Genomic DNA, 26,908 nt, shown 5'->3' on the forward strand with positions numbered 1-26,908 from the left:
TGCATAAAAAATTATGCTTTTCCACTCTTAAAACATATTGTAAATAAAGTATACTAACTATCTCAATTGAAATTATATAAAGGTATAAAAATGTAATTTTATTTAAACAAATCTATTTTTAAACGACAAAGAAATTTTATATGAGTTAGTTTAAGCTAGCCTCTTTCTAAAATTTTATCGAGGTATTTATCTAGAGAAATATTAAATACTTCTTTAAGAATCTGCTGATATTCTTCTTCATTTATAGTTCGTTTACTTTTTTGACCTTTTCTTGTTTCTGTAAAACTTTTTTTAGTAAGTGAAATATGTCCATCTTCAATTAATTTGCAGACAATGTATCCTTTGTTAAAAGGTGATTCGGGGTGCTCTACAATAATATTTTGTATAGCATTTACTTTGTTTGTATCTATTTCATCTAATGAAAATGCAAACCCAGTGCACCATGTATTAGTAGGTTCAGAATTAAGGAATTGGGCACTCTCCCCATTTTCTCCTTTTTTCATTTCTAGTAGGTAAGTTCCTTTTTCAGTATTCTGTTTACGAATACGATATTTTCCCGTTTGAGATGAGATCACTTCACCGCTAAATGGAACTGGGTGTAATGGAAGATGTGAGGCAAGTCCCCCATCTATGATGTATTTTTGATTATTATAATTTAAAATAATAATCACATGTCCATCGTCAGGCTTCCACTTATCACCACCTAAATCGTAGACCGTACCAGATATGCGATAGACATCAAATCCACAATCAAGTAAAAAATAATATAATACGGTATTGAGCTCGTAACATAGTCCTCCGCGTTGAGTTAATAGTAATTTTTCTTGAACATTCTTTCTAGTAATTTTCCGGATATTTTTGTTCATAACGTCTAAATTTTCATAAGGTATTACATATGCCATTTGCTGAAGAATTTCATGTAAATTTTCAAAGCTTACATCTTCTTTCGGAGATATCTGTAACCGTGAGAAAAAACTTTTTTGTAATTCAGTTAACACTGTGCATCACCTTCCATTTATAGAAAATTTAACCATTATCTATAATGGTACACTAAATAAATATATAATCAAGTGTAATAAAATAAAATCAAGTTCTTTATGGTATGTTTTTATATAAGACATAACATAAAGCTATTTATTATATGAAAATTTATCCAAAAACAAATTTCACGTTCCTTGAGGAAGGAGTCTTCTTGGCTAAAATGATAAAAAAGTACAGGCCTTTAATTGATTAAGGACCTGTACTTTTTTGTCATATTTGATATATTTTATTTCTCGTTTTTTTGCTCTTCAATAATAAATTTTGAAACTAATGCTGACAATGCTTCTACTTTTTCTTTTATTTTGTTAGATTGATTCGATATCTCCTCAATTGAGGCTGCTTGTGATTGGATTGAATGTACAGTTTGAGTTGTTTCCTTAGCTACTTGTGTTGCAGTTTCAGAAACACTCGACATAGAGGCATTTACTTCTTCTGTACCGGCAGACATTTCTTCTGTCGCTGCAGATACTTCTTGAATTTGGCTAGTGATTTTATTAATAGCCACCATAATAGATGAGAATGCTTGATCTGCTTTATTAGCAGTTTCTTTTCCTTCCGAAGCTTTTTGTTGGCCTTTTTGCATTGCATCAACTGTATCTTTTGTATCTCTTTGAATTAATTGTATTAAATTATTGATTTCATTTGCGGATTTTTTAGACTTCTCAGCTAAATCCCCCACTTCTGCTGCCACCACCGCAAATCCTTTTCCATTTTCTCCAGCACGTGCAGCTTCAATTGAGGCGTTTAAGGCAAGAAGGTTTGTTTGTTCAGCAATATTAGTGATAGCATCCAGAGCTTTATCAATTTGCTGCGTACGTGTAACAAGCCTATCTATTACTTTGGATGTTTCTTCAACAACCTCATGAATACTATTCATTTGAAGTATAGATTGTTTTATCACTTCACTACCAGAATTGACTTGTTCTGTTGTTGTGACAGCCACTTCTGTAACCATTGCTGAAGATTCAGCTACTGTTTGAACTCCATTCGCAATTTCTTCCATTGATGATGAACTTTCTTGGATACTAGTAACTTGTCCTTCTATTTTTTCATCGACCTCAGATATAGTTTGAACAACCTCTCTTGATATATGAGATGCTCGTTTAGTATCTTGCAACATCCCATTGGTAGAAGAAATAACCTCTTGTGTTGTGATTTTTACTTCTCCAATTAATTGTTGCAAGTTATCCAGCATACTATTAAAAGACTTCACAATGCTTCCCAATTCATTATTTGATTTATAAGAAGTGCGTATTGTTAAGTCACCTTCAGATACTCGCTCCATATCTCTTTCTAATAATACAATTGGTTGTTTGATTGCACTTTTAATGATATAACCAATAAAAATGACTATTGCAATTGCTATAATGGAGATACTAATAAACAGCATCATGGTATTTGTTGCACTGTCAGTATTATTTTTTTGTAATTGATCTGCATTATTATTATTAAATTGGATAAGTTCACGAATTGCCTGAATTGACTTTTTCATATTAGGATCAACCTCTTTTAGGTAATAAGCATATGCTTCTTCATTATTAGATTGTCCCAAATCTTGTACTTTCTTCAGTTGTGTTCTTAATTCTTTAAATGTTGTATAAAATGTTGTATACAATTCTTTTTCTTTATTAGAACTAACTCTAGTCTCAAACTTCTTTAATAACTGATCAGTTTCTGTACGAGCTACATCTATTTCTGTCAAAAGCTCTTTTATTCTTTTTTCATCTTTTGATAGAATAGTTTCCTTTACATTCATATTGATAAGATAATAATTAGACTCTATTGCTCCTATCCACTGAATTGGTAATAAACTATCTTCATACATAGTAGTAGAAGCATACTCACCTTTTTTAAGACCCCAAAATCCTAGTATAGATAATATTATACAAGCGACACTTGCTATAACTACCAATACGTTTAATGTTGTGCCAATTTTACTGTTTTTTAAAAACGACAATTAAATCCTCCTCATTGTTATATATTGATTAAATGATAATTATATAAAAATAAACGACAAAATGCGACATTTAATTATTTATATCCATTGGAAAATCCGTAAAAGCTTTTCTAAAATAACGTAACTATTTATTTTAGAATTGATACATGTTTTAGGTTTAATCAATTTCTGTAGTGATAATGTAGTAGTTAGATCTGAATTTAACTACTATTTGCATGGTGTAAGTTAATCTCCCTCCAAGTAATAGTGTAACATCCATGTGTATACATGGTCTTTTTCACACTGTCTACCTAAAGGGGATAATATCAACTTAAATTAAATTAATAAAAAAATAGCCAGTTAAAAGAGCGTGTTTTCATTTATTAACTAAACACGCTCTTACATATATTTAAACCCTATATCATTTATTCCATTCTATAATTAATACATATTCTTTTTTATATCCGGTTATCATGCCAGAAGTTTATTGGAAAATGATTATTCTCATCATAAGCTTCAAATTCATAACCTTTTTCTTTTAATCCTTTTATAATTGCTGGAACTGCCGCGACAGATTGTGGATGAATATCATGCATTAAAACAATTTCTTTTGAAGACGTCGCACCTGCTAATACATTTTGAACAGTTTTTGCAGCTGCTACATCAACGGGTAATTTATTGTATTTCCAATCTAAAGAATCAATTGTCCAATCCCAAACTTTTAAATTATTCACGACCACTTCATTTCGAAGTAATTCATTTAAGCCAGGCATTGATCCATATGGTGGGCGTGTTAATTTCGGTGCGTTTCCAATAACATTTCTAATTAAAGATTGATCCTCTTTCATTTCCTTAACATATTCCTTATTGGTGTATAACTTTTTAAAATCATGTGTCATGCTATGCATGCCAACATAATGGTTCTCTACATGCTCTCGTTTCACTAAATCTGGGAACCTTTTCACATTATCACCAATTAAAAAGAATGTTGCTTTTACATTATTTTTCTTTAATACATCTAATAGGTTAGCTGTATATTTTCCTGGTCCATCATCAAAAGTTAAATATACAACTTTTCTTTCTTTACCATCAAAACGACTAGGTATCGATTTTTTTAATTCATTTTTAGGTAGACTGCTCACTTGTTGAACACTGTTTACCTCTTTCGCATTTACCAGCTTAGGGTTCGTAATAGATTGAAACATGTAATAACCTATTGATACTAATATAATGGCAAATAATACACTTATAATTCGCTTTTTCTTAAGCTTAATTCTCATTCTATAATTCTTCTTTCTAATTTATTAACTGAGTTCATGTTGGATTATCTACTTTTATACTATTTAAATGCTACTACCATCCTGCACTTGCATTCATACCAGTTGCCATAAAAGTAATAAATAACGGCCAAAATAACGGCCATAGCGTAAGAAGTATATTTAGAAGTATAAGTATACTATATACCCCAGGGAAATTATGATTTTTACGATTTACAAATACTAAAATCACTAATAATATTATGGGTATTAAATATAAAAATAGCATTAGAAACCAATACCATGTCATTAAAGTAAGACTCAATGGTCCTAATATCTCGTGTACAACTCCGAATGATATTCCTAATACTCCAAAACTAAAGGTTGTAATTATTGTTTTTAGAAGCACTTTAGCGAATTTTGAGTCGTACGTTTTTCTGCTATATAGACCTATCACAATATACAACGATAGATATGCCATTAATACACCTATCCAAATCAATAGCCAGTCTGCATCTAACATAAAGAAGACAAACAGCGACCAACACACCCCTACTATTGAAAAAACAAGGGAAATAATTATATTTTTTAAAACTGGTTTCATGTTCATTTCACATCCTTTAAAAACTTAAGAATACATTATTAGCTTGTATTCTTCTTTTTCTACCGCTTTACTATAGTCTGTTGTATATTCAATAACAGTAATGCCTTTACTTCTAAGTAGATTCTTTTTCCACGTTTTCGCATCAGTTGACATATGGACAGTTACATTGAATCCTAACTTTACACTCATAATTCCAATGCTTAACCCTAAATTTCCGGTCGAACCTACTGCAATTGAATAATTTGAAAAGAATGTTCTAAACCTGTCACTATCTAATACGGAATAATCATCTTGTTTAGTTAATAAATGATGTTTCAAAGCTAAATCTTCGGCGTGTTTTAATACCTCATATACTCCGCCTCTTGCTTTAATAGATCCTGAAATGGGAAGATGACTATTACATTTTAGTAATAATTGTCCTGGTATTTCCTCTTTATATTCTTCTTGCAGATATTGTTTCATGGAATTAATATTTACTAGTGGCGATTCAATAATGCCATTCGCCTCTTGTGTTTCAGGAAAAACTTTTGCATTATTATGGAGCAAATCGTTTTAATCGATCTTCTGCATCTATAACATCCACTCTAGTTAAAGTACTAGCTAGAATAAAAGATTCAAAATCTGTCTTACTTGGGTTAAGCAAAAAAACTTCCTCGGTTTCAATTAATTTTTGAAAAAATGGATACTTCTTTCTCAAATTCTCTTTTGTTTCATTTGCAATTTCTCTCAGTCATAAACCCCCTTGTAAATATAATCAATCCATTTCAATCACTTCACGTCTTATTTAATATTCTTACAACGATATAAATGTTTGAAAATTAATCATAATTTATTATAATTAAGTATATATTAACAACATATTAAGTATAAGTAAATAAAATTAATTTTGATTTAATAAATTTCACTCATTTAAAGGGGATTATGTATATGAACAATATTAATGTTGGTCAAAAAATTATGGGATTTAGAAAAGGTGCAGGATTAACTAGTAAACGTTTAGCTGAATTAGCTGATATAACACCTTCCATGTTAAGTCAGATTGAGAAAGGGATCACGAATCCATCATTACAAACACTAAAATTAATTTCTGTAGCATTAAATATTCCTTTATTTAATTTTTTCTTGGAAGATACCAATACAGAAGAATTAGTTGTAAGAGCGGAACAAAGAAAACAAATAACCTTCCCTGAAAGCGGTAATGTTTCGTATGAGTTATTATCTCCTAATTTAGATGGATCACTGGAATTGGCTTTAATGAATCTGCTACCTCAAACCGCTTCATCTATGGAGCCTGTGGCACATAAAGGTGAAGAAATAGCATTTATTATGGAAGGACAAGTAAAACTATATCTAAATGATGAGGTTCTACTTCTTAATCCAGGTGATAGTGTTAAAATCCCACCATACGCAAAACATAAATGGGAAAACACTTCTTTACACAAAGTCACTGTTATATTTGGAGTAACCCCACCATCTTTTTAATTTTAAATACTAGCGCATAAAAGTTAGAGGAAATAATTCTCTAACTTTTTTGTATACATAACTATATTTAAAAAAAGTAAAAAACTTGTCTCATAATTATATGGGATTATAATCTAAACGATTAAGAGTAGTGAGAGAGACCTTTCTAATTACATACTTAAATTACTTTTTAATGCCCAGTATTTTTCTCCATGAGTTTCAAAAGAGAATTCTATCCATCCATTTGGATCTTCACGATAAATAAAGATGTTTGTTCCAGGAGTTACTGTACCAACTTTATTTTCATCGACTGCTACATCTGATTTACTTTTAATTTTTAAATGAAATGGATAAGGTACATGATAGTAAGCGGCTGATGATACAATATTTGCGCTCGAACCATCTTCATACATTTTATACGGTATTTCATTAGATAACGCTTCGACATCTAATGTTTCAGGGTTCTTCGGTAATTTTTTTGCATGTGTATAGTCTTTTGCACGGAACGGTTTAATACGCCCCATAATACCTGCAATTTTGTTAGCCCATCCTTTATCTGATGCATATTTCACGTTCATACCAGCTAACGTTGGTCCGTTATAATGCATACCATCTTCTTCTAAATATCTTTCTCGCACATAATTAGCATTATAAGCAATACTGTCGCTGTAGGTTGGTAAATATTTTGCATATTTAAACGGATCTCCATCATATGCACGTAATCCGAATAGATTATGTTTTTGATATGCAATTTCTGATTTTCCATATCCAGATTCTAAAATTGCATGAGCGGCTAAATATAGAGCATTTACACCATATTTATTTTGTGCGTTGATAAAGTCTTTCCCATGTCCAACTAATGGACTATCTGAATGGTATTGTGCAATAAAACTATCAATTTCTTGGGCAGTAATATTAGAAGCCACTGTTAAGTTTAAATCTTCATATGATGTAGCAGTAATGATTTCTTTGTCTTCTAAACCATTGTTTTGATTTTGTTGCAACATATCAGTTTTAGCAGTAAGTTGAGCGGCTTCAGCTCGTGTTATGAATCTATTTGGTTGCCAACCGTTATCAGTCCCAACTGAGATTTTTAAGTTAATTAAAATATTGGCGAATTTTTCACCCCAATGTCCTTTTAAATCCTCAAATTTACTTTGGCCATTATCATTTGTTGTACTCTGTAGTTTATAAGCATTTACTAGCATTGTCGCCATAGCAGCACGTGTAACTTTTCCAGTTGGATTGAAGATGCCATTCCCTTCTCCTTTAATGATGCCAGCTTTTTCAGCAGCAGCAATATAGGGAGTAGCCCAATGGTTTTGTGAATCTGTAAAGGAAGGTTTTGCATAGAAGTCAATTTTCGTACCCAAAACCCTTGTCATAATAGTCGCCGCAGAAGCTCTGTCTAATGAATCATTTGACCCAAAAATCCCATCTGGGTAGCCACTTAATACTTGTTTATCTACTAAATAATTTACAGATTCCTCTGCCCACTTTGGAACATCAGGAAATTTTTGAGTATCTGCAAATATATTAGATGAGTAGGATAGTAGACTTCCTGCAATAATTCCTGTAGCAATTAACTTGGATTTCATAAAATATTCTCCTTCTAAATCTTAATTTCTATCCATTCTCATGCATTTAATTTACATTATTCCTTTATTAAGAAATAAGAATAAAAAATTGCAATGAATGTTGGTTTGTTTATTGAATAATTAACCATATTTTTAATGGAAAATATATATAAGGAATTGTGTAAACAAAAGCTCTTTATTCAACAGAGTATATAGAGAAAAAGTTCTCTATCAATATACATCTCTTAAAATTTTATAAGCGTAACATACATTTAGTTCAATGATTGTAGTTATTTACATATAAGTGTCAATGAATAAATATAAGTTTATATTCAACTTTTTTATTAAATTCAAGTTGGTTTTGTATTCTTGTTAAACTAGTAAATACACTTGAGAATTAATATCAATTCATTATAATTAAGTATACATTAATAAGTCAATACATTATTAAATTTTAATAAATAAAATTAATTTATATTGATTTTTTATGTAAATATTATACATTTATGTTAAAGTTATTCATTGACACTCGTGCATATAAGTAACTATAATCGTTACACCAAATTGAATAGATGTCAGCATCATCACAAACATATAAATATAAAAATAAAAAAACTCAATTTGGTAATACAATAGATTGGTAGAGGTGTATATTTTTATGAAGCGCAAATTAATCACAACAGGTCTCCTCGCGGGGGCTATATTATCCTATTCTTCTAGTATTTTTGCGGATACTCAAAAGTTTCCTGATGTTCCAAAGTGGGCAGAGGAATCTGTAAATTATTTAGTAGATAAACAAGCTATATCAGGTTTACCAGATGGTACCTTTGGCTCAAACGCTACGTTAGATCGAGCTTCCGCCGCAACAATTATAACAAAAGCCTTAGGGATAAAAATTGATACAAAAGCCAAACCTTCTTTTACAGATACCCAAGACCACTGGGCTACTCCCTATATTGCTGCTGCTGAAAAAACTGGCATTATTAAAGGTGAAGGGAATGGACTCTTCAATCCATCCGGAAAAGTTACTCGTGCTGCCATGGCTACTATGCTAGTAAATGCTTATAAACTACAGAGTACAACAAATGATAATGGCCAAAGTAAATTTGAAGATTTAAAAGGACATTGGGGAGAAAAATATGCCAATATTTTGATTGACTTAAAAATTTCCGCTGGTACTGATAATGGTTGGCAACCAAATAGAGTGATAACACGTGTTGAAGCTGTTCAACTTACTGCTAAAACTGATATGTTGTCTAGAGAGATGAATAGTGAATTAAAAGAAAAAGACTATACAAATACTAATACTCTTCTAAATCAGCATCAAAAGCGTTCGGGTAAAGTAATTGAAAAAACAGAAGAAGGTTTAGTGGTTTCTGGTGAAAATTCAAGTGTATACGCTATCGTTTCTTCCCCTGAGGTCCTTAGAGATATTCAGATTGGGGATACCGTTACCATTTATGCACCTATTTTTATAGGATCAATACCAGGTCAACCAGATACAGCTAAATATGCAATTGTTCAAAAAGAAAATGAAGAAAACGTGTTAAAAAACCAATATATAATGCACACTGGAAATGTAATCAATAAAACAAAGGACACTATCCAAATTTCTAGTGAAGGCCTGACCGTTACTGCTGTTGTTTCTTCGGAAGTGCTTGAGAATATTCAAGTTGGGGATACGGTTACTATGTATGGTGCAGATTTTATGAGAAATCCATCAAATGATGAATTATCTGCTAAAGCTCCAATCATTGAAAAGTTGGCAAAATAAATATTAGGTTTCCAATGGGAAAATCCCCATACTAATAAGTATATAGATGCTATTTCTCTAATATCTATGGTTGTGTTAGTTATTTAAAATTGATATAAATTTGCTTTGTCTAAAGCTAAAAATAAGAGGCTTCTTACAATTAAGAAGCTTCTTGTCTTTTGTATAAGTGAATGGGATTTATAATTATTAAAATGGAACATTTTATCCCCTATAAATCTATTTATTTAGAATAATTTCATGGATATTTTATTATAAGCTAAGTAGTTTAAGGTTTCTTGTCCCTAGTTCAAAAAGTTTAGACTTTCATGAGATTTTAGTTTAGAGTTTTATGTCTTTCTACAACAAGGATGTACAAAGACATGAAAGTGGGAACTATTTAGACAAGAAAGTCTAAACTTTCATTTTTGGAATTTGATTGGGACAAGAAAATCCAAACTAAAATTTTATAGATTTACATAACTAAATACATGTAATTTTGTGTGAACGTATAGGTTTAAATACTACGTTACTTTTATTTATAAAGAAAAGACACCCTAAGGTGCCTTTCTACTCTGTAACAAATTTAAATACATAGTACATAAAAAATAGACAAGATAGATATGCTAGTCTGCCAGCGATCGATTCTCTCATAAATTTCATAAGTATGACTTTGACAAGCAATGATAAGAATAACGGTATAAACAGTACCATAGCAAGTTTGATCGCTATGTCATTTATTGTTGGATTAAATGGTTCGAATTAATTATAATATTCACTTACCTTTCTTTTAACTATTTATTTATATACTACAATTATATAAAAAATAGTTAAAGGATACCATAAGGTTCCTTCCTACAACTGAACCATCTTAATTTTAAAGAATTCCCCGAAAGAATTCTCCTTCCTCAAGCGTGTGAAGGGCGTATCCCAACGGTAGGTCGGAGATGAATTTCGGTTTGGCATAGCCAAAAACTTTTGATAAACTAGCTATATGAAGTTCTTTGATAACTTGATATATGAGGTTGCAGGAAGAAAATAGAGTGCGAAAACCAAGCCATTCGGTTCCTGCGTAAAATATCAACCGTACCAAAAGAGCGTCCAAGCGTTGGACATCTAGGGGTGGAACACCCCGAAGTAACGCTCAGGGAGACGAAAGGGTACTTTCGTCGTGGAACTGAGAAGCTCCCACTTCAAGCTTTGCTAAGTGGCGAGTAGTTCACGCGGTTCTGGTGCAAATATAGGACACATTTCAAGGAACAATCAGGATTCCTACCGGAATTGTTCTTTTTTATCATATGCATGGCTTCTACTCCTATATGATATTACCCTATATAACAAAAAAAGCACCGCTATGGATGCTTTAGCCTACATATTCTTCAATTTTACTAAAGATACCATTAATAGCAGGTACTACGCATGCAGATGCTACAATTGCAGAAATAAGTTTAACAAAAAATAAGCTTACAGTCATATTAACACCCCCTGCTCTAATAATAAGCAGGAAACATTACGTGAATTTTAAAATCTTATTATATTAATATTTTTTGTTTATCTTTGTTACAAAGATAAACACGTTCATTAAAGAGCGTGTTTTAATACTGCTACTAACTCATTTATACTTTTCATTTCTTCAATGAAGTCTTCATGTCTTGAATATAGCCAAGATGTTATACTATAACGTTTTTATGTTTTTTATAAAATAAAAAATAGGTGAATTGTAATCCCTGTTTGGGTGTACATTCACCTATTTTTTCAATTTAATTAGCATGACCCAGTATTTGTATGATTTTATCAGCTTTGGAGCTTTGAATATAATAGTACATCTCTAACCCTTTTCTTTCAGCTTTCAGTGCTTTCCCTTTCATTTTGGATAAATGTTGCGATACTGTTGATTGTGGAATATCCAAAATATTAGTTAATTGTGTTACATTTAATTTCTTGCTCTTAGCCAATTCACTAACAATTTGTAGACGTATTGGATGAGCCATAACTTTTAATAGTTCAACATTTTCTTCAGAAACTAAAACTTGTACATTATCATTATTAAATTTGTTCATAATACAACCTCGCATTCAATTTATATTTTATTCAAATTTTCAATGTATATTCCTAATATTATTATATTAAAATCCTCTGTGCGTTTAACTATGAATTAATTATATAATTTCAACTTGTGCTATGTGCGGAGTTAATATGTGTTTGTCGTGAAGTTTTTTAGATGTGTTTAGTAATTAAAAAAGCTACAAAGAAATTTTATCTCTTTGTAGCTTTGAATTAATGAATTATGCAGTATAAAAATACTAGTGCCATCAATATACCCATTTTTAAAGTAAAGATAAGTGAATCCGATTTTATGATTTTAAAAATGAATGTGTCTGTTATACCCCTATAACGCTGACTGATCAGAGCATGCTCTGACATTATTATTATACTAGTGTATAAAATTGAAATCAAAATTATAGTAATAGGTAGATTTCCCCTACTTCCCTTCACTTTTAATACCTTTAATATCATAAAAATAATATCTAAAAATATATAGTTTACAGTTTTAATTATTATATACTTATACAAGTAATTTAGCCCTTTTTAAGAGTTAAAATTACGTTATATATAAGGAGTGGTTTGAATGAAGAACAAATTTACACGTATGATCATGTTAATGGTGGTAATGGCCTTATCAGTTACAGCACTTGCAGCATGTGGAAATAATCGTGATCCCGAAGAAGTTGCTACAGCGTATTTCGAAGATGCAAAAGAAGGAAATGTAAAAGATTTTGGAGAGTTATTCACTCCTGAAGCGAAGAAAATCGTTGCTTTTGTGGGCGGAAATGCAGAACTAATCAAATCCGTTAGCAAGGATCTTAAAAGCTATAAAATTCGAAAAATCGAAGAGAAAAATGAAATTGCTACAGTAACTGTTGATGCTGTATATAAAGGTAATCCTAAAAAAGTAATCGTAATTGAACTAGAGAAAACGGATGATGGTTGGAAAATTAGTAAATCATAAAAAAACGGTCTAGAATTCTAGGCCGTTTTTTAGTTTCCTCAATCTTCTTCTTCGAAATCACGTAGACTAGCAAGTAATTCTGTAAGTGTTGAGCAAACAGGATATATTGCTTCCTCTATGTCTTCTTCCTCATGATCCCAGAATACGATTGTTGGTGAATCAGTGTTGTTTCGATAATTAAAGCATAGAAGATTGCCGAATGGATCTCTAGCAAAAGGATATATTTTGTCAGGTAATCTATCTTTCGTATTATTATATATTTCTAGAAATGAATATTTTCTATCAGAATCTAAGGTTAAAAGATTATTAAGTGAATTTTCATCTTGATTTGGAATATTAAATGTATCTGGCGTTGGATATCCACCATCATATTCTTGTACACACTCAAGAAAATCATTAGGAAATTTAATATTTAAGTATTGTTCTAATTGTTTAATTTGGTCATCTGTTACTCTTTTTTCATTTACATTAATCCATGTAATGTGACTCATGGCTAAGTACCTCCCTATTTATCGCTATCTTTTCCCCAAATTTTATATCCACCTGTATGACCAGTATCATGATGAGTCTGATAATCTACAAGTTGCATCCTTCCAGTGTCTTGATGATGATGCCATGTATAATGCTCTGGAGTTTTTCCTATTTTAAATAATTGAATTTCTTCATCCGTAAATTTTAAAGCCAATTCAGTCTTTTCATAATCTATTAGTTTAGGATTTTGAAAATACTTTAGTTTACTATAATCTAAATATGTATACTATATTTCTTGTTTTTTCATAATTTATTATAGTTTGATATGCTGTTTTTTATTATGTAAATTTCAAATAAAGCTTGTATGCTTTTTGATGTACTCCGCGATATATGTCTGCCCGAACTCTCTAGCATTCTCATAGGCCTACCAAGTTCCAAATGAAGTCTTTGTATTTATAATCCTGGGATCCTTACCTCTCATTTCTTTCTTTACACTTTTTTCAACTTAAATAAAACGCTCTTAAAATTATCTGTTATCTTTCCCTCTATTTTCTATATTATATATATAGACCCTTTTTTGTAATTACAATGAATTTTTTACGGAACGGAACTAAAAAAACGACCTCTCAAATTCATCTGTAAACAACATTGTCATCTTAGGTAATGTATTTAGACCTGATAGTTAAAAAGCCTCTTAAAAATAAAAATAGACCACTTATAACGTTTTTGTGTTTTTTAGAGGTCTATTCTCACTAGAATTTCTATTCTTCTATGTCTTCTTTTACTTCTGCGGATAAAATGTCTTCAGCAAACTTCTTGTAGCCATTATATCCTTTCTTTGCAGCCTTTTTCTTTATTGCTTCTACTACCTTTTCATCAAGATATAGACTTAAATGCTGCTTTTTTTCTTTCGACTCCTCTTTTGTTCTATTTTCAATTCTTTCTTTGAAAATTTCCAGATCATTTTTTAAGTACAATCGTTCAGTAGATTTCCCTTTAGCAATCTCTTTAAAGGGCAATATCCCATCTTTAGCTGCATTATGAACGTAAGTCTTAGATTTATTTAGAAATTCAGCCGCTTCTTTTAATGTTAAAGAGTCTTTGTATAATTCCTCTAACCTTTTTACATCTTCTTGCTCAAAACGATATCCACCATCTGCTTTCCAGGTATCCAGATTGATAGGTTCGATGTGTTTATACTTAATTAAATAGCCTAATTGATTTTTTGTTAAACCTACCCTATCGCATACCTCTTCTAAAGATAAATAGTCCATTTCTCACCTCATCCGAAACTTTCATTCTAGCTGTTGTTTAAATTTTCTTAGTTGATACTTTGTTAAACCTGTTTCTTTTACTACATCTGTGATTGAGTACTCCTTATACTGCAGATACTTAAATGGATTTTCCATATAACGTTCTCGTACCTTATTAAATGTACTCTTTTTGGATAAAGAATTCAATTTCTCTCCTTTTTCTCGGATGGAATCGAAAATGGGACAACCTTTGCAATGTTTATAGTTTCTTTGTTTTGCCTGTTCTTGCTCATCTGTACAATTCACTGATAGGTTGTTCAGAGGGCAAATTGAACAATGGGTATCTTCTAAATTATAGATTTCATGTAAAATCTTCCGACGAAGATTAGTCAAAAAAATCTCCTCCTACCGCACTTGGATTGAAATGTACAAAAAAATAAATTAAACATTTCCATTATACATCATCTAAACAGAAACGTTAAATATTAAGGTAAAAATATATATTTAAACATTTCATTTTATACCACAATAAATAATGCATTTATTGTGGTATAATTAGAATCATAAAAATTTATATAAAATATAAGTGTGTTATTTCATTTTATTTAAGGGTGTGTTTACATTTGAATATTATAAATTACGGACATAGTAACCAACTGGTACAATCAAAATCAGATTTTTTTGATAGCAGTCATTTTGAAAAAATTATGGGTATGGGCATCCGAAATATTGACTATTCTAAATTAAGTGAAGAATCATTGGTTTATTTATTTCTACACGATGAACCTTCTTTAACGAAAAAAAGAAGTGAACGAACAAAAAAGATTTATCTGCATGATCTGTCTCATTTTCTTCGCTACATAAAAGAAACAGTCGGAACCATTCACGATTTATCCCATAATGAGATGGAAATCTACTTCTATCAACTAAGTAAGAAGTATGCTGCCACTACATTACGTCGAAAGAAAACGGTAGTCCAGCAGTTTCTAAAGTACGTTTATGATAACAATGGTCTCTCAGATGACTATAGTAGTCGTCTCAAAAAAGTATCTGTAAAAAAAGAAGAGCTGGTCAACCGTGACCTCTTTCCTGAAGAAGTGAATGAAATTCTAGATACACTCAAAAAAACAAATTTCTTTATGTATTCCTTGTTTTTCCTTCTTACGACTACTGGACTCCGGATTGAAGAAGTTGCAAATGCAAAATGGGCTGACCTTGCATTTCATCCTTCTTTAAATGTCTATCTCCTACGTGTAGTTGGAAAAGGAAATAAAACTAGAGAAGTTCGTATCTTTGAGGATGTACTCGATGATATCTGTCGTCTTCGTCAATTGCGTAAACAAACAACTGAATTGAATCCCTCTAGCATATCTGCTTTTCTACCTAAAGCGGATGGCTCTCATTATAGAGCCGACTATTTATCAAAATATGTAGCAGAAAAAATTGAAGAAACAAACTTACCATTTCTACGTTACCGAAAAGATAGAATTACTCCCCATACTTGCAGGCACTTCTTTGCAAATCATTTGATGGGAAAAGGTGTCGAGCTTAAGAAAATACGTGACTATTTAGGGCATGAATCTATTATGACGACGGAACGTTATTTAAGGGAACGTACAAGACGTCAAAACTTGGCCACAATAGATATAGGAAATTCATTATTTTAGTAAGTATATATAATAAGAAGAATCTCGATTTGATGTATCGTTTTTAGGGCTTAAAATTTGAATTCAGTTCTAGTTGTTGATTTGTGAATATTTCACAAATATTTCCCGAATTCCAAAATCGATATCTAGGAAATATCCCTAAAAACAACAAATGCGATTGCCTCTATTGAGACAATCTTTCTCGCTTTGGATATAGCTGACATACCTCCTTTTACATTCCTAAGAGCTTTTTAACATCTCATTCTCCGCTTCTAATCGTTTAATCTTAGCTTCTGGATTTTCGGATGTCGTTCTTGGTCTACCTAAACCTGGCCCTTTCGCTTTCCCACGTTTTTCTTCTAGCCCTTTGATACCTTCAGCTTCAAAGTGTTTCACCCAATGACTTACAACTGAGTGATGAATGCCTAATTCTTTCTCAACCGTTTTATAGCTCATGCCTTCTTTTAAGTATAAATCTAAAGCTTTTTTCTTAAATTCTACATCGTAAGTGACTCTAATTTTGCTCATAGAAAAAAATCCCCTCCATAGTAAACAGGTTAATGTGCTTTCTTTTTCCTGTCTACTATAAGGGGATCATATAATATAGATGTTTTTTTCTTTAATTTGATGTAATGTACTAAGTAGAATGATCTTAATTAACTAAGTGTTGCTGGATTTCCTTAATTAAATGTTCAGCCCCTTCAGTACTAAGAACGATTTGACCATTAGCTAATGAAATATTTTTTTCTGAAATATCACCAGTTATTGTACAAGCATTATATGACTTGTATTTTTGTAATATTATCATCTCACCGTCAACAAATATTTCTATAGGATCTTTTTCTGCAATTCCTAATGTTCTTCTTAACTCTTTCGGAAGAACAATACGCCCTAATTCATCTATTTTACGTGTAACACCTGTTGATTTCATGTTATACCACCCTTTTATTTTTAATAAATTTTCATATATCTAGCTTTAGATCACATATGAACAAGCGTATTAAATGATGTTTACTTGGTATCATCTGCATTTAATACTACAATTTTATCTACAAGATTAATAGCTTTATCCAATGTTAAAACCGTAGCCTAACTTAATAGATATTGTCTTTGAATCTCATCAATTTGTTTTCCTGTTTCACGATAATCCATATATCGTTATATCGATATATAACACTCCCCTCTTGCTACAATTATATATCTAAATTCCTATTATCATCTTTTATTTCGTTTTCTCTTCCTTTAGCTTCTAACATGAATTTTGCATAAGTCATTAACTTTTCTAGTTCATCTTTCGTTGCGTTATAATCTTTGATATAACGTTCTTTTCTTCCTGGACTCATATATATTTTTTTTTCATTTCGTTTATTGTTTCTATATTCATGATTTTTTGTTTTCCTTTTAGCTCACAAAAGAGTTTTAAATGTATAGCTAGCCCTATGCTCCAAAGAGCCAAACCGATAATGAATGATAGTAACAGACGTCCTGATAGCGAATTATCAAGGATTATGAAATAAATAAAATAAATAATTGAGATGACCCACAAAAATGGATTGTAGTACTTTTGTATTTTTTTATATTTTTTTATTTTCATTTCGCGTTGTTTTTTTCTCATTTCAAGAGTTTCTAACATGTATAATCTCCTTTTAAATAGGTAACAGAGGTCCTTCATACGAAATGCTCGTTTTCATACGTTATCTTTCCATGCTAGTACGCCGCAATTTTTCCTAAAGTTGAATATCTTATATTCAAGACCATTATTATAGTGAAATCTAGCCTCTACTTTGATTCCTTTACTTGTGACCAATCACATTTTAGCCTATTTTCTTTAGCCCAGTTCTCTATCTGTTCTTGTGTCCATCCTTTTCTTGTTCCTATTTCCACATACGGATTCGGAAGTGCACCGAGTATTTTTGTACGATCATTTCTTTTTTTTAGCCATACTGATAATGCAGTAGGATTACCTGAAAAAACCACTTTGCTGATTTCTCTATTCCCGTAGGCTTTGATTGTCATGCATAATCTCCTTCTCTATTTCTTCCCATATTTCATTTATCTTAGTTGTTTGGAAATATCGCATGAGGGTGCTAGCACATAATCCAAAATCTTTTAAACGACGTATTGGAATACGTCCCCCATTCAATTTATATACACGTTTTAATTTTTCTGCTAATCCTTGCTTGCTATAAGCTTTGCGAGTACCGTACGTTGAAACAAGTCCTGCTCTTTTCTGTAATTCAAGCATACCACCAAATCGTAGAGCAAAGACATCTGCATTATATATATTATGAGATTCATTTAATTGTTTTGTTGTGGCTGCTTGTCCTAAACAATTAGAAAAATCAACATACATTTGAAGTAATTCTTCATCAGTTGCTTTCACAACTTCTGGTGTCTTATTCATTGGTGTGATACCAGCTGCTATTAACGCGTTATTATAGTTCTGGAACATGTTTGTAAAGATATGCCGACTATACCCTAACTGTTCAAGATTCTTTTGGGAAGGTGCTTTCCCAAATTCCGTATGTAATTCTTGTAGTATTTGAATGAGTTCTTCTCTTGTATATTGAAATCCACACAAATTATCTTTAGAAATTCCAGATAACAAAAGTATGCGATTCCAACGCCTATTAAAATGAGTTTCATAATACGTTACGGATGGTACTACATCCTTGTTCCTTTGGGACATAAATACATTCTTTTTTGTTGTTCCAAGACGCATTATTTCATTCTTAAGTAATTGTAGTAGCTCATTACCACTTTGTGTGTAGACAGTCCCGTCAAAAGGCTCATAACCTAATGAAATAATGAAATCTCTATACCCCATATGAAGATAACGCTTAATTACTTTGGAATCTGGTAATATTTTGTCGGTATTTAAATCATTTGTTGTCGGTATTCTTTTATTCTCATGAATCCACGTATGAAATATCTCAGTAATTGATTCTGCTGTAAAAGTTCTCTGTTTTAGATGCTCAAAACCAGCCGCTGCAAGGGCATTATTCCAACTCCCAAATATTTTTTTAATAGGCGTTTGTTGTTTAATATCTCTTTTGGTTGGAATCTTTCCTAATTCTTTTGCTTTATACTGAATAATCAAGATTAGCGCTTCTTTTGTATATTGCATTCTTCACTCACCTACATGAAAGAATATTATCTACTTGTTAAGACAGCTTCTCTTATTCCTTGTTCGATGGCATTCTATACTTTAATTACACCGTAGTAATGTAACTCTTTTTTTGAAAGACTATTGGTTACATTTTCAAGATGAAAATCTAGTTCATTATCATATTCATCTATGTTTTTGCTATGACTCCCCTCACACATTTCAATTGCAACATATTCCTTTACGATTTCTTCTAAATTTTTCATTCCTACTCACTCTATAATTATATTTATATATTAACAATAACAAATACGTAGACCATTGTCTACGTATTTGTTTCTTGAGGTAGCATCACATTGCTATCCAGCTAGTATTCATATTTACTTTCATAAGACAAATTGTATTTTACTGCATCTCAAGAATAATAGGAGAACTAGAAATTATAGGGACAAATAGTTTAAGTACGCCCCGACATATATTAATTATAATATATGCATAACTTCATAAAAAAATTCTATGCATTTATGTTATACTAGTATTAACCAAGAAGCATCCAACAAATCTTGATTAATCTTTACATTTTCTTTAGAGCTATATCAACATATAAAGAAAGACACTCTTATAGGAGTGTCTTTCTTTATGCAAAAAATACTTTTAAACAAAAAAAACTCTTCGTAAAAGAACGCAAGTTCGTATATAATAGGAACAAACATTTTTTAATTTTAGGGAGGAATCACAGTGTATGACTATTCAATCCTACCGAATAGGATCATCTTATGTGTTGATTTACGAAGTTTTTACGCTTCAGTGAGCTGCATCAAAATGGGATTAGACCCAATGCATACAAAATTGGCTGTAGTCGGTGATGTGAACAGGAACGGCTCAATTGTATTGGCTGCAACTCCACCACTTAAAGCGTTGGGCGTCATGAAGATGGCAAGGAATTTTCAGATTCCTTGTAGAAAAGACATTCTAGTGGTAAATCCAATTATGAGTACTTACAATAAATTCAATTAAATAAAAAAACAGGGTTTACCTATATAAATTGTAATTAGATAATATATGTAATGGTGACAGTATTATTTGTTACAGGAAGCAAGTGCTCTTTTATTTATTATAAAATGGAATTATTATTATTTATTTCTCAATATTTAATATATTGAATTAAATTCTCTTTATTAGTATTATAATGAAGACAGTTTGTTTCTAATGCTTTAGTTTAAGGACCTGTTTTAATACATCAGGTCCTTCTTAATTTTCTCACTAATAAAATAATGTTTTTTAACTTCTTATTTTTTAACTAGATAGCATATTTTATTGTATAAAGACTTTCCACCCATAGAAATTTACCTTTTTTAAGAGTATGCTTATATGCTTGTTCTTCCCACTTGCTATGAAATAATGGTTTTGTTTCATTTTTTTATACACCTAAATTTCCATAAACATCCCCATTTATTTCAAACTCATTCAAGTCTTTAATAAGATACAGCTTTAATAAGCTAGCAAATCCCTCAGTCTTAAATACCAAACATGGATATAACCAATCATAGTACCTTCAATTATTTATGTATTTTCACTTTCTACTTGAATACTACCCGAATCAACTCTTTATAGATCCAATTTAATTTTTTCATAGGTTTGCATACCAAATGAACTCTACCTGGTTTCAATTTTTAAAATTATGCTATACGATTGTGAAACATAGAAAAATTTTACACAACACCTAAGATATCAAGGCTATCTCTTTCTCATTTCTTTAGAATTTCCGTCCGTTTTTCTATAAGAAATTAAACAGCTGTGTTAATAGCCTTATTAATTCTTTAGTTTCTTTTATCAGAGATACACTTGATTAAGATACACACTAGCTAAATGTTTTAATACTTGAAAATGGATATTGGAGAATTTGAAATAACTGGGGTTTTATAAACTTTTTTAAAAGTAATAAATGATTATAATAATCATTTTGACTAGTAATCTAAATTATAAATAAAAAGAGAAGAACCCACCATAGTTCTTCTCTTTTTATTTATAATTTAGGGCTTTCATATCCACCGATATGAATAGAAGTAAATTAATGGATGAATAATTTACTAATAGAATTATAACATAATAAGCAAAAGCTTTTATATGCAATATTACATATAAAAATTCAATTTTCAAACACCCGCATTTTATAAAATATTTAAATTAAATATCTTAAATACGAATTATTGGTATTTGGGATATTATAAACTAACATAACAATTCACTTAGTTGCTTTTTGATAATTAAACAGATAATAAAAAAGCAACTCGGATTGGGGTTCGAGTTGCTTTTTTAAATAATGCTTATATATGTATTATAACATTTTGCGTAATAAATCCAATACTAATAGACCTAATATTCATATTTCTCAATATTTTCAGTTTCATATTACTGCTCTTTAGCGTTGGGAAAACTATTGTATTTACCAAAAATCCATTAAAATTTCTTCAATAATATGCCTCTTAATGAATGATAGAATGTTATACTATTTCATAAGTATAATTGCTTTTACAATTTGTTGAAAATATATACTCAATAACTTTTGATCATCCAATGCTCTTTTCATAATATAAATTCCTCCTTTAAAAGTTTTTTATCACACAATATTTTATATCTATATCTGAATACCTTTATAATACTAAACCCTAATTCAACTTTCCATTTCATCTGTAATGGAAAAGGATTATTTTTTTCTATTTGAAACTAATTTGAAAGGATTTTTTATCAAATGAAAAATACCGTTATTCAAACTAAATCCGCTCACATGATTGGAACGGAAAATAGCGTTAAGGAAACAACTACAAATTCTTTACAAGCAATATTAGAAATAAAAGTTAAAGAAGGACAATATCAGGAATTTATGGATTGTATTCAACTTGAAACAAATATTGAATTTTGTTATAGAGTTACAGGAAAGACTGACTTTATTGCTAAAATAATAATAGCTGATTTGAAAGAATTAGAAGAATTTGTTGATAATTATAGTTCTGTGGCTCAAATAGTGTCTAATCTTATAATTTTCAAAACAAATACTAATTATGATTTAGCAGAGAATTAAAGTTATAAGCGACTTTTCATAATAATAAATACCACAACTAAAAACTACACTCCTAACAATTGGGGTGTAGTTTTTTGATAATATAAATTAAGTTTAAGTCACCACTCTAAAACATAATATAAATACATTACTCCAAAAAATGCATAGTAATATTTAAATATAATGGAGTTATAACAATTTTTGGAAAAACGAACAAGAACAAGTTTCGACAATTTAATTTTGTTTCCCACAACGGTACTGTTTTCATTTGTTTGTTTTGGGTTGTAAGATTGTATGATGTTCTTCTTAAATTTAAAACACAGGGCACTGTTTTATTTTTTTGAAAAAGCGTGTATAAGCTTCGGCAAGTTTGCCAAAACGGGTACAGCCAATCGTTTTTTGATCAAGAGTTGCTTGTATTTAATTTGGATATATACGAAATTTATATTCTTTATTAATCATCATTCATTTCACCCTTCTTTAAATATGAACCCACCCTAAAGCGAACGGACGCTCTATATGTAGTGAAATAATAATAACAAACTAGCCAGTAACACTTTATGTATGTCAAACAATTTAAATGGCTTCCTACCATCCCTTGTTCGAAGCCAATTCATCTTCCACCTACTTACCCTTGTGGAAGGATTCTTCTTAGCAAAAACAATATATATAACGACGTAAAATGAGCTAATACTCTCATGTTTATATAAAGAATTATCGCGGATATTGTTTCATTTGAATTGGAAACAGGAAAATATATTGACTATTTTAATTATAATTACAGCCGAATTAAAAGAAATGAGTACTGTATAATACAGTACTCATTTCTACATAGTTATTTATACATTGTTTCTACATTATAAAATTCACTTCATTAGCTGTTCTTTTCATTTAATACGCTGCTATTAAAATGATTTTGGAGCAACTTCTTGTTGTAAAACTTCTATTTTTTTTCTATGATTTAGTTCGTTTAGATAAATTACCATCATAGTAGCAGCAACAATCGTACCTATTACTCCAAACAGATGGCCTGCATTCATAATCCCAATCCATTGAATAGGTAATGCTAACGTTAAAGGTAAAGCAGCTTTGGTAAACTGGAATGCTAGTGTAGATCGACTAGACCAAATAACCGTTTCTTCTTTTGTTTTAATAAAGTCAAACATCACAGTTCTTTGGTTGATACGTGAACGATTAAAAACAAAACCAAGCATAAATGAAACGGCAATTGCTAAATACCAGGAATGCACTAATCCTAAAGTAATATCAAAAACAGCAATTAATATAAAAATTGACCTTGGAATAAATTTTTCAAATTTCCCAACAAGTGTAGCTAATAAAGCCCCTAAACCTGCTGCAGCACTAACAAATCCATACTGCATAGGATCCCAACGATATACATCGTGAAATAAAATTGGTACTAAAAAATTAAATGAAGCAAGTTGTATTGTTAAAACAGCAATACCAGTAATTGTAATCCACAATATTTTTGAATTATCTATTGGATTTATTTTTTCAATATGATTTGATACAGGTTTTTTATTTTGCTGAACCTCTTTACTTTTTAATAGAGGCATCAGAAGAGGTAAAAATACCCCAATACCTAATGAGAATGCTAAACCATAAAGTACATTATTAAATCCACCTACATTCATCATAAATCCTGCTATTGCGTTCCCACCAAATGCTCCAATTTGTATTGCAGTTTGTAACATATTTGAAGCCTTTCCTGCTGGAATTTCTCCTGATAATACCATTTGAGACATATATGTTTCCAAACTTTGCGTAGATAAAAATAAAATAATAGAAAAAACACCTGCAAAAATATATAAAGTAAAAACATTAATGTGCTCACTATTTAAAAGACTTATTATAATCAGAATAATGCCGATGCAACGGACACCAGAGAAAATTAACAATGGACTTTTTGTTAACCACATCTTAAGACTTTTCGAATATTTTTGCATAAAGAATGGTAACAAACTCATTAATGTTAATATAATTCCTAAATGAGTAACTGATCCCCCTTTATCCAAAATTGTCCAGGTTAGAGTTACTGTTAACATACCTTCCCCACAAAGAGTCAGCGCCAATAGTACTATAAATATAAATTGAATTGGCATTATACATTCCTTCTTTCTTATATCGGTTGTTTGACCTTAAATTTGTTTTAACTTGTTTAAAGAAAGGGATTTGGAAAATACATAACAAAATTGCACATTGAAAATATTTTGTTATATCCGGCCTAAATACTATTAGATTGTTATTTAAATACTGTAAACAATCCAATCACTCTTATTTGCCTTTTGTTTTTTATAGAAGTTTTGAGCAACCATATTATCTTTTGCGGTAACCCATTCCATATATGCATAATTATTGTCTTGGACGTACTTTTTACAAGTATTAAATAACATATCCCCAACACCCAATTTTCTATAATTAGGGATAACAAATAAATCATTCAAGATCATTGCTCTTCCCATACTTAACGTACTGAAAGTGGTATATAAAGTAGCAAATCCTATTGGCTCTTTATTAACCGTACAAACGTAGAATAATCCCAAATCTCTATTTTTTATTATAGTATTAACTAATTCATCTAAAGAACTTTTTTCATGCACCGGTTTTTCATAGAATTCCATATACATTCTAATTAAATTGATAACAGTCTCTCTATCATCATAAGTCGCTTCAAAAACTTCAATATTCTCGAGATTGTTCATAGTCTTTTCTCCCCCTATACTCCAGTAATCATTTTTGCTATTCTCTTACCAATACCAGGAGCTAACTTTACTCCACCACCACTCCAGCCAGTTGCAACGATTAAACCTTCTGCTTGTGGAAATTGTTCTATAATTCCTCGATTATCTGATGTATATGCATCAAAGCTTCTTCTTCCACCTATAAATAAGTTTTGATTTATATATGGCAATCTACTTTTTGAATTTTGAAGCATTTTTTCTAAGTCATTTGGGTTAATTGACATTTTTTTGTCCGGGTCAATATCATACTTATCTACTGGATATCCTACTAGAGAAGTACCTAGATTATCAGGTCTGCCATATAATCCAGTACTATCATCTATAAAAATTGGATGGTCTTTTTGCCCTATTCCATCAAAGAAATGAATTTGAATAATTTTACTTCTTACTGGAATTTTAATACCTATAGTATCTAATATATTTCCACTCCAGGCTCCAGCTGCCACAACAATATGTTTACAATATATAGTCCCATAGGAGGTTTTAACTCCTACAACACAGTTATTATCCATTAAAATTTCTTTCACTTCGATTCCTTCACAAGCTAATGCACCTTTAGTTTTAGATGTTTCAATCCATGTATTCGTGGCTAACGATGGGCTAATGTACCCTGCTTGTTCCTCGTAAGCCACACAGGTGTTTTTAGGCAAATTTATAAATTCAAATTCTTTCTTTAATACTTCAGATGAAAGGATAGTAATTTTATGTCCAGAATTTTTAAGTTCTCCAATTTGCTTTTCCATTTTTATATGTTGTGTTTCACTTTCAACATATAACATTCCAGTCTGCTTAAATTTAACCTCTTCACTAATACTAAAAAAATCATTTATTCCTTCTTTCGCTATTTCAGTTAGATAGGGATCATTATGATAGACCCTTATAAAACCTCCTGATTGGCCTGTTGATCCACTACTAAAGGAATTTTTCTCTAATAAAATTGTATTTGTAATATTTTGCTTGGTTAAATAATACTGTATAGCTGCACCAATAATGCCGCCCCCAATAATAACTACATCAGCTGAATGTTTTATGATAATTCACCTCAACAAAAGATTTATCAATAACTTGTGCAATTATCCATGAAGCTCCTAAACGATCTCCATTGTTTGAAAATTTAATTGTAGAATTACCTCTCGCTAATTCATTGATTAAATTTTCTACATTAGATTCAATACAATCTAATAGATACGAAGCTGCAAGAAATGATGTTTCTACATAATCTTCTTTTGCCTTTATGGTAAAAGCATCATTAGAATAGTCTTTAGCTAATTCTATAAATTCATCTACATAAGAATCATCTGAAGCTATAAAAATCCCTTTATACCCTCTCATCCTTAGTTCCTTTAGGTAAGTTGCAGAGTTAAAATGTGTCCCGGCAAAGAATATTGCATCGCTATACTTATTATTTTCACTATTAAAATCTTCAATTCTAGTAACTTCTTTAAATAAAGAATTTGCATTTTGATACAGCAAATCTGCTAGGCTTTTTCCGTAAAATGTTTCATCAGAAACCGCCGCAATCGTTTGAATATCTTTAGTTTTCAAAAAATTAATAACAGTTTCAGTTTGTACCAAATCATTAGAACAAAACCTAAATACTAATTCTTCGTTATTAAGCGTAACGTCTAAATTAGTTGATGCAGGAACTAAGAATGGGATTTTCGCCTTGGAATAAAACGGTATTGCTTTTAAAGCACATGCACTATTAAAGTGTCCAATTACAGCAACAACGTCTGATTCAATCATTTTTTTAGAGATATCTTTGATGGTATTTGGATCTCCTTTATCATCTTGATAAATCCATTCGATGTTACCAGCATAATTTAGCTTCGCACGATTTACACCCTCAATTAACATTTGACCGTATACAGACCTAGGACCTGAAAAAGGGCCTACTACTCCAATTTTTAGTTTCTCTTTCATAATTTGAGCTCCCTATATATTTTTTATTAGGAAATATAAGGAGGTAAGTAC

22 protein-coding genes and 7 pseudogenes are annotated in these 26,908 nt (G+C 30.7%); 6 read left to right on the forward strand and 23 right to left on the reverse strand.

Annotated elements, in window-relative coordinates:
- Positions 1–155 precede the first annotated feature (155 nt).
- The 5 genes and pseudogenes from JFT95_RS27405 to JFT95_RS27425 all read right to left on the reverse strand — a co-directional run.
- Complete coding sequence (locus JFT95_RS27405; RefSeq protein ID WP_061676092.1) at positions 156–998, reverse strand: arylamine N-acetyltransferase family protein; 843 nt, start codon at positions 996–998, stop codon at positions 156–158.
- Positions 999–1,267: 269 nt separating this feature from the next.
- Positions 1,268–2,998 (reverse strand): methyl-accepting chemotaxis protein, encoded by a 1,731-nt coding sequence (locus JFT95_RS27410; protein ID WP_078204014.1) that lies wholly within the window; start codon positions 2,996–2,998, stop codon positions 1,268–1,270.
- A 437-nt stretch (positions 2,999–3,435) separates the two neighbouring features.
- Positions 3,436–4,257: a peptidoglycan-N-acetylglucosamine deacetylase gene (locus tag JFT95_RS27415; protein ID WP_078204015.1), complete on the reverse strand. Its 822-nt coding sequence runs from the start codon at positions 4,255–4,257 to the stop codon at positions 3,436–3,438.
- A 73-nt stretch (positions 4,258–4,330) separates the two neighbouring features.
- A complete protein-coding gene (locus tag JFT95_RS27420) occupies positions 4,331–4,837 on the reverse strand; it encodes a DUF3902 family protein (protein ID WP_061676089.1) in 507 nt (168 codons plus the stop codon).
- 54 nt (positions 4,838–4,891) lie between these two features.
- Positions 4,892–5,567 (reverse strand): annotated as a pseudogene (locus JFT95_RS27425) (D-serine ammonia-lyase); the annotation flags it as partial.
- Positions 5,568–5,764: 197 nt separating this feature from the next.
- Between JFT95_RS27425 and JFT95_RS27430 the strand changes: the two are divergent.
- Entirely contained in the window at positions 5,765–6,319 is a 555-nt protein-coding gene (locus JFT95_RS27430; protein WP_061676088.1) for a helix-turn-helix domain-containing protein, read from the forward strand.
- Positions 6,320–6,468: 149 nt separating this feature from the next.
- On the opposite strand, the gene JFT95_RS27435 is transcribed toward JFT95_RS27430, so the two are convergent.
- Positions 6,469–7,896 carry an S-layer homology domain-containing protein gene (locus tag JFT95_RS27435; RefSeq protein WP_201053810.1) on the reverse strand — a complete coding sequence of 476 codons (1,428 nt, stop codon included), beginning with the start codon at positions 7,894–7,896 and terminating at the stop codon, positions 6,469–6,471.
- A 637-nt stretch (positions 7,897–8,533) separates the two neighbouring features.
- Here JFT95_RS27435 and JFT95_RS27440 point away from each other — a divergent pair.
- Positions 8,534–9,643, forward strand: a pseudogene (locus JFT95_RS27440) (S-layer homology domain-containing protein); the annotation flags it as partial.
- A gap of 552 nt (positions 9,644–10,195) precedes the next feature.
- Here the strand turns inward: JFT95_RS27440 and JFT95_RS30185 are convergent.
- Positions 10,196–10,404, reverse strand: a pseudogene (locus JFT95_RS30185) (hypothetical protein).
- A 981-nt stretch (positions 10,405–11,385) separates the two neighbouring features.
- A complete protein-coding gene (locus JFT95_RS27445) occupies positions 11,386–11,685 on the reverse strand; it encodes an ArsR/SmtB family transcription factor (protein ID WP_078204203.1) in 300 nt (99 codons plus the stop codon).
- A 569-nt stretch (positions 11,686–12,254) separates the two neighbouring features.
- Here JFT95_RS27445 and JFT95_RS27450 point away from each other — a divergent pair.
- Positions 12,255–12,635, forward strand: a complete 381-nt coding sequence (locus JFT95_RS27450; RefSeq protein ID WP_201053812.1) for a DUF4878 domain-containing protein — start codon at positions 12,255–12,257, stop codon at positions 12,633–12,635.
- A gap of 38 nt (positions 12,636–12,673) precedes the next feature.
- Here the strand turns inward: JFT95_RS27450 and JFT95_RS27455 are convergent, their stop codons facing one another.
- The 4 genes and pseudogenes from JFT95_RS27455 to JFT95_RS27470 form a co-directional block, all read right to left on the reverse strand.
- Positions 12,674–13,126, reverse strand: coding sequence for an SMI1/KNR4 family protein (locus JFT95_RS27455; RefSeq protein WP_201053814.1), 453 nt, complete (start codon positions 13,124–13,126; stop codon positions 12,674–12,676).
- Between the two features lie 14 nt (positions 13,127–13,140).
- Positions 13,141–13,332 (reverse strand): annotated as a pseudogene (locus JFT95_RS27460) (HNH endonuclease); the annotation flags it as partial.
- 535 nt (positions 13,333–13,867) lie between these two features.
- Positions 13,868–14,380: a helix-turn-helix domain-containing protein gene (locus tag JFT95_RS27465; RefSeq protein ID WP_078205078.1), complete on the reverse strand. Its 513-nt coding sequence runs from the start codon at positions 14,378–14,380 to the stop codon at positions 13,868–13,870.
- Between the two features lie 21 nt (positions 14,381–14,401).
- Positions 14,402–14,752, reverse strand: coding sequence for a zinc-finger domain-containing protein (locus JFT95_RS27470; RefSeq protein ID WP_033707514.1), 351 nt, complete (start codon positions 14,750–14,752; stop codon positions 14,402–14,404).
- Between the two features lie 230 nt (positions 14,753–14,982).
- On the opposite strand from JFT95_RS27470, the gene JFT95_RS27475 reads away from it, so the two are divergent.
- Positions 14,983–16,026 carry a tyrosine-type recombinase/integrase gene (locus JFT95_RS27475; protein ID WP_016119246.1) on the forward strand — a complete coding sequence of 348 codons (1,044 nt, stop codon included), beginning with the start codon at positions 14,983–14,985 and terminating at the stop codon, positions 16,024–16,026.
- Positions 16,027–16,245: 219 nt separating this feature from the next.
- On the opposite strand, the gene JFT95_RS27480 is transcribed toward JFT95_RS27475, so the two are convergent.
- The 6 genes and pseudogenes from JFT95_RS27480 to JFT95_RS27505 form a co-directional block, all read right to left on the reverse strand.
- On the reverse strand, positions 16,246–16,533 hold the full coding sequence (locus JFT95_RS27480) for a transposase (protein ID WP_201053816.1): 288 nt from the start codon (positions 16,531–16,533) through the stop codon (positions 16,246–16,248).
- Between the two features lie 124 nt (positions 16,534–16,657).
- Entirely contained in the window at positions 16,658–16,936 is a 279-nt protein-coding gene (locus JFT95_RS27485) for an AbrB/MazE/SpoVT family DNA-binding domain-containing protein (protein WP_201053817.1), read from the reverse strand.
- A 262-nt stretch (positions 16,937–17,198) separates the two neighbouring features.
- Positions 17,199–17,638 (reverse strand): annotated as a pseudogene (locus tag JFT95_RS27490) (hypothetical protein).
- Positions 17,639–17,784: 146 nt separating this feature from the next.
- A complete protein-coding gene (locus JFT95_RS27495; protein WP_016119241.1) occupies positions 17,785–18,021 on the reverse strand; it encodes a hypothetical protein in 237 nt (78 codons plus the stop codon).
- A complete protein-coding gene (locus JFT95_RS27500) occupies positions 17,996–19,132 on the reverse strand; it encodes a homing endonuclease associated repeat-containing protein (protein ID WP_201053818.1) in 1,137 nt (378 codons plus the stop codon). The genes JFT95_RS27495 and JFT95_RS27500 overlap by 26 nt, the downstream gene beginning before the upstream one ends.
- 74 nt (positions 19,133–19,206) lie before the next feature.
- Positions 19,207–19,377, reverse strand: coding sequence for a hypothetical protein (locus tag JFT95_RS27505; RefSeq protein ID WP_201053819.1), 171 nt, complete (start codon positions 19,375–19,377; stop codon positions 19,207–19,209).
- 472 nt (positions 19,378–19,849) lie between these two features.
- Here JFT95_RS27505 and JFT95_RS27510 point away from each other — a divergent pair.
- Both JFT95_RS27510 and JFT95_RS27515 read left to right on the forward strand, forming a co-directional pair.
- Positions 19,850–20,119: pseudogene (locus JFT95_RS27510) on the forward strand (Y-family DNA polymerase); the annotation flags it as partial.
- A gap of 1,744 nt (positions 20,120–21,863) precedes the next feature.
- On the forward strand, positions 21,864–22,193 hold the full coding sequence (locus JFT95_RS27515) for an Lrp/AsnC family transcriptional regulator (protein ID WP_201053820.1): 330 nt from the start codon (positions 21,864–21,866) through the stop codon (positions 22,191–22,193).
- A 176-nt stretch (positions 22,194–22,369) separates the two neighbouring features.
- Here the strand turns inward: JFT95_RS27515 and JFT95_RS27520 are convergent.
- The 5 genes and pseudogenes from JFT95_RS27520 to JFT95_RS27540 all read right to left on the reverse strand — a co-directional run.
- Positions 22,370–22,541, reverse strand: a pseudogene (locus tag JFT95_RS27520) (RNA-guided endonuclease TnpB family protein); the annotation flags it as partial.
- Positions 22,542–23,077: 536 nt separating this feature from the next.
- Positions 23,078–24,295 carry an MFS transporter gene (locus JFT95_RS27525; protein WP_002191540.1) on the reverse strand — a complete coding sequence of 406 codons (1,218 nt, stop codon included), beginning with the start codon at positions 24,293–24,295 and terminating at the stop codon, positions 23,078–23,080.
- Positions 24,296–24,439: 144 nt separating this feature from the next.
- Positions 24,440–24,895: a GNAT family N-acetyltransferase gene (locus JFT95_RS27530; protein ID WP_201053821.1), complete on the reverse strand. Its 456-nt coding sequence runs from the start codon at positions 24,893–24,895 to the stop codon at positions 24,440–24,442.
- Positions 24,896–24,909: 14 nt separating this feature from the next.
- Positions 24,910–25,971: an NAD(P)/FAD-dependent oxidoreductase gene (locus JFT95_RS27535; protein ID WP_307838420.1), complete on the reverse strand. Its 1,062-nt coding sequence runs from the start codon at positions 25,969–25,971 to the stop codon at positions 24,910–24,912.
- Positions 25,949–26,857, reverse strand: coding sequence for a branched-chain amino acid ABC transporter substrate-binding protein (locus JFT95_RS27540; protein WP_201053822.1), 909 nt, complete (start codon positions 26,855–26,857; stop codon positions 25,949–25,951). The genes JFT95_RS27535 and JFT95_RS27540 overlap by 23 nt, the downstream gene beginning before the upstream one ends.
- Positions 26,858–26,908 lie beyond the last annotated feature (51 nt).

The organism is Bacillus sp. TH17 (assembly GCF_016651125.1).
In the GTDB taxonomy this organism is placed as follows: Bacteria; Bacillota; Bacilli; order Bacillales; family Bacillaceae_G; genus Bacillus_A; species Bacillus_A mycoides.

What these genes read in the sequence shown, in the direction of transcription:
- JFT95_RS27415 (WP_078204015.1), bottom strand. Translation starts at nt 4,257, where the DNA reads ATGAGAATTAAGCTTAAGAAAAAGCGAATTATAAGTGTATTATTTGCC.
- JFT95_RS27420 (WP_061676089.1), bottom strand. Translation starts at nt 4,837, where the DNA reads ATGAAACCAGTTTTAAAAAATATAATTATTTCCCTTGTTTTTTCAATA.
- JFT95_RS27430 (WP_061676088.1), top strand. Translation starts at nt 5,765, where the DNA reads ATGAACAATATTAATGTTGGTCAAAAAATTATGGGATTTAGAAAAGGT.
- JFT95_RS27435 (WP_201053810.1), bottom strand. Translation starts at nt 7,896, where the DNA reads ATGAAATCCAAGTTAATTGCTACAGGAATTATTGCAGGAAGTCTACTA.
- JFT95_RS27445 (WP_078204203.1), bottom strand. Translation starts at nt 11,685, where the DNA reads ATGAACAAATTTAATAATGATAATGTACAAGTTTTAGTTTCTGAAGAA.
- JFT95_RS27450 (WP_201053812.1), top strand. Translation starts at nt 12,255, where the DNA reads ATGAAGAACAAATTTACACGTATGATCATGTTAATGGTGGTAATGGCC.
- JFT95_RS27455 (WP_201053814.1), bottom strand. Translation starts at nt 13,126, where the DNA reads ATGAGTCACATTACATGGATTAATGTAAATGAAAAAAGAGTAACAGAT.
- JFT95_RS27465 (WP_078205078.1), bottom strand. Translation starts at nt 14,380, where the DNA reads ATGGACTATTTATCTTTAGAAGAGGTATGCGATAGGGTAGGTTTAACA.
- JFT95_RS27480 (WP_201053816.1), bottom strand. Translation starts at nt 16,533, where the DNA reads ATGAGCAAAATTAGAGTCACTTACGATGTAGAATTTAAGAAAAAAGCT.
- JFT95_RS27485 (WP_201053817.1), bottom strand. Translation starts at nt 16,936, where the DNA reads ATGAAATCAACAGGTGTTACACGTAAAATAGATGAATTAGGGCGTATT.
- JFT95_RS27495 (WP_016119241.1), bottom strand. Translation starts at nt 18,021, where the DNA reads ATGACAATCAAAGCCTACGGGAATAGAGAAATCAGCAAAGTGGTTTTT.
- JFT95_RS27500 (WP_201053818.1), bottom strand. Translation starts at nt 19,132, where the DNA reads ATGCAATATACAAAAGAAGCGCTAATCTTGATTATTCAGTATAAAGCA.
- JFT95_RS27505 (WP_201053819.1), bottom strand. Translation starts at nt 19,377, where the DNA reads ATGAAAAATTTAGAAGAAATCGTAAAGGAATATGTTGCAATTGAAATG.
- JFT95_RS27515 (WP_201053820.1), top strand. Translation starts at nt 21,864, where the DNA reads ATGAAAAATACCGTTATTCAAACTAAATCCGCTCACATGATTGGAACG.
- JFT95_RS27525 (WP_002191540.1), bottom strand. Translation starts at nt 24,295, where the DNA reads ATGCCAATTCAATTTATATTTATAGTACTATTGGCGCTGACTCTTTGT.
- JFT95_RS27530 (WP_201053821.1), bottom strand. Translation starts at nt 24,895, where the DNA reads ATGAACAATCTCGAGAATATTGAAGTTTTTGAAGCGACTTATGATGAT.
- JFT95_RS27540 (WP_201053822.1), bottom strand. Translation starts at nt 26,857, where the DNA reads ATGAAAGAGAAACTAAAAATTGGAGTAGTAGGCCCTTTTTCAGGTCCT.